7 protein-coding genes are annotated in these 8,331 nt (G+C 26.6%); 5 read left to right on the top strand and 2 right to left on the bottom strand.

What is annotated here, in order from left to right:
* The first annotated feature begins 594 nt into the window (after window positions 1-594).
* On the top strand, window positions 595-3,207 hold the full coding sequence (locus MBCUT_RS09220) for an ATP-dependent helicase (protein WP_067260391.1): 2,613 nt from the start codon (window positions 595-597) through the stop codon (window positions 3,205-3,207).
* A 528-nt stretch (window positions 3,208-3,735) separates the two neighbouring features.
* On the opposite strand, the gene MBCUT_RS11790 is transcribed toward MBCUT_RS09220, so the two are convergent.
* On the bottom strand, window positions 3,736-3,858 hold the full coding sequence (locus tag MBCUT_RS11790; protein WP_281177987.1) for a hypothetical protein: 123 nt from the start codon (window positions 3,856-3,858) through the stop codon (window positions 3,736-3,738).
* A 241-nt stretch (window positions 3,859-4,099) separates the two neighbouring features.
* Here MBCUT_RS11790 and MBCUT_RS09215 point away from each other — a divergent pair, with 241 nt between their 5' ends.
* From MBCUT_RS09215 to MBCUT_RS09200, 4 genes are all read left to right on the top strand, one after another.
* On the top strand, window positions 4,100-4,522 hold the full coding sequence (locus tag MBCUT_RS09215) for an NfeD family protein (protein WP_067260390.1): 423 nt from the start codon (window positions 4,100-4,102) through the stop codon (window positions 4,520-4,522).
* A 246-nt stretch (window positions 4,523-4,768) separates the two neighbouring features.
* Window positions 4,769-5,779 (top strand): SPFH domain-containing protein, encoded by a 1,011-nt coding sequence (locus tag MBCUT_RS09210; RefSeq protein WP_169805435.1) that lies wholly within the window; start codon window positions 4,769-4,771, stop codon window positions 5,777-5,779.
* Between the two features lie 165 nt (window positions 5,780-5,944).
* Window positions 5,945-6,505: a DUF1697 domain-containing protein gene (locus MBCUT_RS09205; RefSeq protein WP_067260389.1), complete on the top strand. Its 561-nt coding sequence runs from the start codon at window positions 5,945-5,947 to the stop codon at window positions 6,503-6,505.
* Between the two features lie 163 nt (window positions 6,506-6,668).
* Window positions 6,669-6,923 (top strand): TfoX/Sxy family protein, encoded by a 255-nt coding sequence (locus MBCUT_RS09200; protein ID WP_067260388.1) that lies wholly within the window; start codon window positions 6,669-6,671, stop codon window positions 6,921-6,923.
* Between the two features lie 61 nt (window positions 6,924-6,984).
* Here MBCUT_RS09200 and MBCUT_RS09195 read toward each other — a convergent pair whose 3' ends face one another.
* The gene (locus MBCUT_RS09195) at window positions 6,985-7,662 is read right to left on the bottom strand and encodes a class I SAM-dependent methyltransferase (RefSeq protein WP_067260387.1); all 678 of its coding nucleotides are present in this window, start codon (window positions 7,660-7,662) and stop codon (window positions 6,985-6,987) included.
* Window positions 7,663-8,331 lie beyond the last annotated feature (669 nt).

Here is an 8,331-nt window from a genome sequence, read left to right as displayed (position 1 = left end):
TCTTTATTGATTAGGTTATTTTATTCTTTATTGATTAGGTTATTTTATTCTTTATTGATTAGGTTATTTTATTCTTTATTGATTAGGTTATTTTATTCTTTATTGATTAGGTTATTTTATTCTTTATAAATAGAAAACTTTAAATCTAATAAAATACACATATATTATTATAATATTTTAAAATGTTTTCATTCATCTTTATAATTTTTATACTATTTTTATATTATTTTTATTGTAATTTTATTTATCCTCTTATTCCTAGTTTAATTATTAAAATGATTAATGAAATTGCATATTAGTTTAAATAGAGGATTAATCTTTCTATAAATAATTAAATATTTCTACTCTTATTTACAAAAATAAGATATTATATTAATTTTAAAATTAATTTTAAATTAATAACACTGATTATTGTAGTAAGGATATCCATAGATTAGTTCATATTAATATTCAATATAACTATTAGAAATATTATATTAATACTAAGATTTAATTCTATACAAATATTATATAATTCTAATGTCATAATAATTTCAAAGGAAAAAATGAAGAGGGAACTGAAATTTCTAAAATAAAACACGAGGTATTGAATTAATGATTAAAGAACAAACAAAAAGCTATTCAAAAAAGGAGATATATAAAGTTTTACATCCTTGGGTGAGAGAATGGTTTGATAATTCATTTGATGATTTTACTCCTGCACAGAAACAAGCTATTGTTGATATTCATAAAAATAAAAATGTGCTTGTTTCATCACCAACAGGATCTGGAAAAACACTCACTGCATTTTTATCTGTTATAAGTGAACTTACAGGTTTGGCTGAAAAAAATGAACTTGAAGATAAGGTTTACTGTATATACATTTCCCCACTTAAAGCTTTAGACAATGATATAGAGAAAAATCTTGAAAATCCTCTTAATGAAATTGAAAAAATAGCTAAAAAAGAAGGAAAAGAAGATCTTGGAATTAGAAAGGCTGTTAGAACTGGAGATACAAATCAATATCAACGAAATAAGATGTTGAAAGTTCCACCACATATACTTATTACAACACCAGAAACACTATCTATATTACTTGTAGCTCCTAAATTCAGAGAGAAATTGGCTAATGTTAAGTATGTTATCATTGATGAAATTCATTCATTAGCTAATAATAAAAGAGGAGTTCATTTGAGTTTAAGTTTAGAACGCCTTCAGCATTTAATAGGAGGTTACACACGTATTGGACTTTCAGCCACTGTTTCTCCACTTGAGAAAGTAGCTAATTTTCTAGTAGGTTATGAATATGGCACTCCAAGAGATTGTTTGATTGTTGATGTTAATTATATAAAAGAGTTGGATATTGAGGTAATAAGTCCTGTTGATGATATCATAGTTGCAGATAGTGAAGAAACGAGACTTGCAATGTATAATCTTGTAGATGATCTTGTGATGGAACATAAAACTACTCTTATCTTCACTAATACGCGTAGAGGTACTGAAAGTCTTGTTTACAACTTAAAAAAGATGTTTCCTGAAAATTATAATTCCAACAATATAATGGCTCATCATTCTTCACTTTCAAAAGAACTTCGTCTTGAAACAGAAGATGAATTAAAAAAAGGAACACTCAAAGCTGTTGTTTCATCAACATCTCTAGAACTTGGAATAGACATAGGATATATAGACTTAGTAATACTTATTAATTCGCCTAAATCTGTTTCAAGAGCTTTACAGAGAATTGGAAGAAGTGGACACCAATTACATGAAAAATCTAAAGGAAGAATCATTATAACAGATAGGGATGATCTAGTTGAATGTTCGATCCTTTTAAAAAATGCAAAAGAAGGAAGAATTGATAAAATAAAGATTCCAACTAATGCGTTAGATGTTTTAGCACAACATATTTATGGAATGGGTATTGAAAATCCATGGGATATTGATTATGCATATGATGTTATTAGAAAGAGTTATTGTTACAAAGACTTATCTAGGGATGACTATGAGGATGTACTTAGCTATTTAGCTGGAGAATATGGGGAACTTGAAGAAAGGTATGTTTATGCTAAAATTTGGATTGATTATGATAAAAACACCTTTGGAAAAAGAGGAAAACTCGCCAGAATGCTTTATTCAACCAACATTGGAACCATTCCAGATAGCACAGGAGTAGCAGTAAAATGTGATGGAGATGTTGTAGGAAAAATAGAACAAGATTTCATGGAGAAACTTAAAAAAGGAGATACATTTGTTCTTGGTGGGGCAATATATAGATTCAATTATGGTAAGGGAATGACCATAAATGTTTCACCTGCAAGTGGACCTCCAACTATACCCTCTTGGTTTTCACAACAGTTACCTCTTGCATTTGATTTAGCTATTGATATCCAAAGGTTTAGAGCTATTATGGACAGTAAATTTCAATATAATCAGCGAAAAGAAGAAATAATGGAGTTCATCCATGAATATTTGTATGTTGATGATTTTGCAGCTAATTCAATCTATGAATATTTTAATGAGCAATTCTTATATGCAGTTATTCCAAGTAATAGAAAGCTATTAATTGAATATTACACAGGTTTTGGAGGAAGAAAGTTCATTATATTTCATAGTCTATTTGGAAGACAAGTAAATGATGCATTATCTAGAGCTATTGCATACATAATAGCTAAAAAGCATAACATAGATATTACCATTTCCATTTCAGATAATGGATTTTATTTAAGTTCTGATAAAAAAATGGGAGGCCTTGAAGCTTTTAAACAGTTAACTTCAAAGAATTTAAAGGATATTCTTATTAAGGCTATTAAAAAAACTGAAACATTAGCTAGTAGATTTAGACACTGTGCAGGCAGATCTTTAATGACTCTTAGAAAATATAAAGGCCAAAATAAATCTGTAGGAAGACAACAAGTTAGGGGAAAGATTCTTCTGAAATTCGTAGAAGGTATGGATGATAATTTTTCAATATTAAAAGAAGCTAGAAGAGAAGTTATTGAAGATTTAATGGATGTTGAAAATGCAACAAAAGTGCTTCAATGGATGGAAAGTGGTCAATTAGAAATAAAAACAATTAATACAGTTATTCCTTCTCCATTTGCATTTAATCTTGTCTCTCAAGGATATTTAGACGTATTATCCCAAACAGATAAAGCAGAGTTCTCAAAAAGAATGCATAAAGCAGTGCTTGAGAAAATCAAAGATCAGCTAAATGAAGACTTTTATTAATATTCTCAGAAAGTTATTATACAATTAAACAAAGTTCATGATTGTTGAATTTCATATACTTATCTTATAGCTTATTATTTTTACCTATTTTTCATTATTTTTCATTATTTTTACTAATAATTTTTACCTATTTTTCATTATTTTTCATTATTTTTACTAATAATCTTTAGTATTTTTCATTATTTCTCAGTAATATATCAATTTCATACTTATCGTTTTTAAATATTTGAAATTTTCTTATCAATCATAATAATTAATTTAATAATGTTGGATTATAAACTTTTAGAAAGAGCTGATGAAAAACAATAAACATAGTATAAATAAAAAAAGAAAAAAAAGAAAAGAAAATTTTAAATTTCATTGTTTCTTTAAATTTCATTGTTTCCTATAACCTATTAAACCTAAACTGGTTAATAAGACTAAGATTATTGCTATTATTGCTATATCTGTATTTTTCATAGTAGCTAGTTTAGCTATTGGATTGTTATTGTCATTATTGCTCCTTTTTTCTACTACTGCTGGATTATGTCATGAATCTGTTATATTTTGTTGTGTATCTGTATCTGTTGGTTCTGTTGGTTCAGAAATCTTGGTTCGTTCTTCAAAATATTCATCATGACTGTTGACTAACCATATTAACTGACTTTGCATATTTTGAGGACCTTCTTGACCATAATAAAATAAGTTATCTGAAAGTATGTCAAAAACAAGCCCTAAATAAAATCTAAAATATTAACATTAATATAATAATTTTAAATAATTTTTAATGAAATTAGGTAGTTAGATTTTAATAATAGTCATGACAAAATACAATTATTTATAGGATTTTTTAGTAATAATTAATAATGTGAAAGTATGTCAAAAAGACGAATAAATTATGTGACATAGAATTATGTTTAGTTTAGAATTTTGGTTAGTAATAGCTGTAATATTTATTTTAGGAGAGCTTTTAACCAGCACGTTCTTCCTAATATCTATAGGAGTTGGTGCAGGGTTAGCGGGATTAACTAATTATTTGGGTTTTGATCCTTTAACTCAATTGATTGTGTTCATCATTGTTAGTATAATAGTTATAATTGCTTCAAGACCAATAGCTAATCATTTGACAAAAAATTCTCCTTCTAAAAAATCTAATTCAGATAGATTAATTGGTGAAGATGCTATTGTTATTGAAGAGATTAAAATTGATTCTATGGGAATGGTTAAGCTTCTTGGAGATACATGGAAAGCAATAGCTGATGAAAACATTCCTGTTGGGGAAACTGTAATTGTTGAAAAGATTGATGGTGTTAAATTAAGAGTTAAAAAGAAATAATAATGTAAATAATTAAATAGCTAATAGATTAATTAATAATTAGAGTATTGTGTAAAGCAGATGTACTATTAATTAATAATTATGGTAATGTGTAAAGCAGTTAATATTAATTAATATTTACAAAAATGTAAAGTAGATTAATATTAATTAATAATAAATATTTATAAAAATGTAAATCAGATTAATAATTAATTTAATAATAAATATATTGAAATAAAATTTTAGAAATAGAAAAAGATGGTAAAAATGGATTGGTTTGTAATTTTAGTAATAATTATAATAATTATTATCTTAGCGTTTAAATCTATTAAAACGTTAAGACCGTATGAAAAAGCAGTAGTTGAAAGATTTGGTAAATATCAAAGAACTGTGGAGAGTGGTTTGGTATTTATAGTTCCTTTTATTGAATCTATTACAAGAGTAGATCTCCGTGAACAAGTTGTAGACGTTCCTCCTCAAGAAGTTATTACAAAAGATAACACAGTTGTCATAGTTGATTGTGTTATATTTTATGAGGTCACTGACCCATTCAATGCTGTTTACAATGTTGTAAACTTCTATCAAGCTATAACCAAATTAGCTCAAACTAATTTAAGAAATATTGTTGGTGATTTAGAACTTGATCAGACTTTAACATCAAGAGAGATGATAAATACTCAGTTAAGAGAGGTTCTTGATGAAGCTACTGATAAATGGGGAACTCGTGTTGTTAGGGTAGAAATTCAAAGAATTGAACCTCCAAAAGATATTGTAGATGCTATGTCTAAGCAGATGAAAGCTGAAAGGATGAAAAGAGCGGCTATTCTTGAAGCAGAAGGATATAAACAATCTGAAATCAAGCGTGCTGAAGGTGACAAACAGTCTGCTATTCTTGAAGCAGAAGGTCAGGCTGAAGCTATTAAAAAGGTAGCAGATGCTAATAAGTACCAAGAAATAGCTATTGCAGAAGGGGAAGCTAAAGCTACTTTAAATGTCTATGAGGCTATTCATGAAGGTAATCCTACTAATGAATTAATAGCTATTAAATATTTAGAATCTCTTGAAAAAATAGCTGATGGAAATTCAACTAAAATTTTCCTTCCAACTGAAGTTTCTGGAATTCTTGGTTCCATTGGAGGAATAGCTGAGCTATTCAATACTGATGAAGAATTAAACAAGAAAGAAGTTCCAAAGGAAAATTCTGTAAATAGAGAAGCTAAAAGAATAATGGAAAAAGTAAAGAGGCAATCTAATGCTGTTCATCCAGATACAGAATAATTAGATTCTATTCTATATTAAGATATATGGGATAATTGTGTTGTTTTCCTGTTATATGAAAAACAATGAATAACTGAACATTATAAATAGTAAGTTTACATCTAATTTGAATTTGGAAGAAGTAAGATTATACATTAATCAGAATTTTAATCATTGGTGCATGACATGAAATATGCTTGTTTACTTAGGGGTATAAATGTTGGCAAGAGTAATCTGATTAAAATGGAGGAATTAAAAGAACTTTTTTTAGAATCAGGTTTCAATAATCCTAAAACTTATCTTAGAAGTGGTAATGTCATATTTGAAAGTGAAAAAATTGATGCCAAATCTATTGAGAAATTAATAGAAAATAATTTAAAAAAGGACTTTGGATATGATGTTTATTGCATAGTGAAAACTCAAAAAGATCTTATAAATTTAATCGACAATAACCCTTTTAAAGAAAATCCTTCCAAATTTTTATATTTCACACTACTTTCAGAAAAACCTAAAGATTCTCTTATAGATGAAATAAATAATGAATTAAGTAAATATGAAGGTTCTAATCGAGAAAATAGGTTAGATGACAAGTTTCTAATAGATAGTAATGAAATTTATCTTTTATGTGACAAGTATGGAAGAACTAAATTCAATAACAATTATTTTGAATCAAAATTAAACACAGTGGCTACAACTAGAAACTGGAATACTGTAAATAAACTGATAGCTATGTTGAATGATTGTTAAACTCTTTAAATACCTTTTTGATAATTATTCTATAATTTAGAATTTTTAAAAGTAATGTTGAAAGGTAATATTGAAATTAAAACTATAACTCTAATTAGATAAATCTGTTTAAATAGCTATTAGGGTGATTTAATAGGGATAAAATGAGTTATATGGGGATAAAATGAGTCAGCTAACTAACCTACCAAATATAGGAAAAATTTTGGAAAAACAGCTGAATACTGTAGGAATAAAAACAATTGAAGATTTAAAAGAAATAGGATCAAAAGAGGCTTGGTTAAAAATAAGAGAAATTGATGATTCTGCTTGTTATAATCGACTTTGTGGATTAGAAGGAGCTATTCAGAATATTAGATGGTTTGATCTTTCTGATAAAGATAAAAAGGATTTAAAAGACTTTTATCAATTTTGCAAATAACTCACTAAAATAATATTAATTCCTCAAATAGCTCATGAAAATAATAATTATATAATCAACTTTATTTTCTACCTCCATAGACTGCATGACCATAGTATTTCCAAGTAACATCGGTATCTTTAAATCCAATCTCTTCAAACCATTTCAATTGATCAATTAATTTTGAAGGAATATCTACCTTATCTTGATTAGAAACAAGTTCTTTTACTTCTTTTTCATTGAAATTCTTTTTTAAATTATTCTTCCATACTTCATTATTTATATGGGTTGAGAAATCTGTGGATCCTAAAACGACATCTGCATTATAAAATGCACCACCATCTTTTAAACTGCTAAATATTTTTTCAAAAAGTTCTTTTTTTCCTTTTTTTGTTTCAATATGATGTATAGCTAATGAAGATACAACAACATCATATTTATCCTTGAAATCAAAATTGGAAAAATCTCCTATAATAAATTCAATATTATCATATTTTTTTAATTTGAATTTAGCTATTTCAATCATGTTTTCAGCTAGATCTAAGCAAGTGACATGACTATTTGGAAATTTTTCTTTTATCTTTGCTGTGATAGCTCCAGTCCCACATCCAAGATCCAATATATTAATATCTTTATTTTCACTAAATGGAATTGAGTTAGTTAATGCTTCAATCATATCATTATATGATGGAATTATTTTAATTATTCTATCATCATATTCTTTAGCAGTTTTTTCGAATCTTTCTTTGGTTTCTTCCATGATTTCACTTCAATATTGTGTCTATAAACTTTAATTATAAATTCATATTTTATTTTTATAATAATAGTCTTCTAACTGTTATTCATAATAGATTCAATTATTTATTTGTTCAAGTATTTTATTAATTTATATTTTCATAATTTTTAAATGATTTTTGATTAATATTTTTGAGGATGTAAAAAATTGAGGGTGTTTAGATTTTTTCATGATTTTTGACATGAATTTGTGTCCTGTTTTTGAGTTGGAATTTCATTTTGATGAGTTTTTCACAGATGGCGCATGTTTTATTTCGTGAAAAACTTGTTAAAAATTCGTTAAATTTGTGCATAGGATAGAGAAAAATTATGTTATGAAAATAAAGTCAATTACTCATGATATTAGTATATGTTCCATAGATTATAATCTTTTCGATTTTTTCATTTTCTCCTCCAATTTTTGAAAAAAAGGTTGAATATGAGTTTTTTGCCTTTTTATTTATGTATATAATTTAAATGGTAGTATCTTGTTATTGTGGTGTATTATTATTTTTTTATAATAAAAGAATAGATTGAAAATTCTATGAGGGATTAGATGTCTTATTTTTGTGAAAAATATAATTTTTTGTGTTTAATTTTTGTGTGGATGGTTTTAAGTTATTTATATGTTTAGGGGGGGGGGGGGTGGTTGATG

The sequence above is a fragment of the Methanobrevibacter cuticularis genome, assembly GCF_001639285.1.
Taxonomy (GTDB): Archaea; Methanobacteriota; Methanobacteria; order Methanobacteriales; family Methanobacteriaceae; genus Methanobaculum; species Methanobaculum cuticulare.
This window is presented reverse-complemented; position numbering and strand designations above follow the sequence as displayed.

Coding starts and splice junctions, on each gene's coding strand:
- MBCUT_RS09220 (WP_067260391.1), top strand. CDS start 595: ATGATTAAAGAACAAACAAAAAGCTATTCAAAAAAGGAGATATATAAA.
- MBCUT_RS11790 (WP_281177987.1), bottom strand. CDS start 3,858: ATGCAAAGTCAGTTAATATGGTTAGTCAACAGTCATGATGAATATTTT.
- MBCUT_RS09215 (WP_067260390.1), top strand. CDS start 4,100: ATGTTTAGTTTAGAATTTTGGTTAGTAATAGCTGTAATATTTATTTTA.
- MBCUT_RS09210 (WP_169805435.1), top strand. CDS start 4,769: ATGGATTGGTTTGTAATTTTAGTAATAATTATAATAATTATTATCTTA.
- MBCUT_RS09205 (WP_067260389.1), top strand. CDS start 5,945: ATGAAATATGCTTGTTTACTTAGGGGTATAAATGTTGGCAAGAGTAAT.
- MBCUT_RS09200 (WP_067260388.1), top strand. CDS start 6,669: ATGAGTCAGCTAACTAACCTACCAAATATAGGAAAAATTTTGGAAAAA.
- MBCUT_RS09195 (WP_067260387.1), bottom strand. CDS start 7,662: ATGGAAGAAACCAAAGAAAGATTCGAAAAAACTGCTAAAGAATATGAT.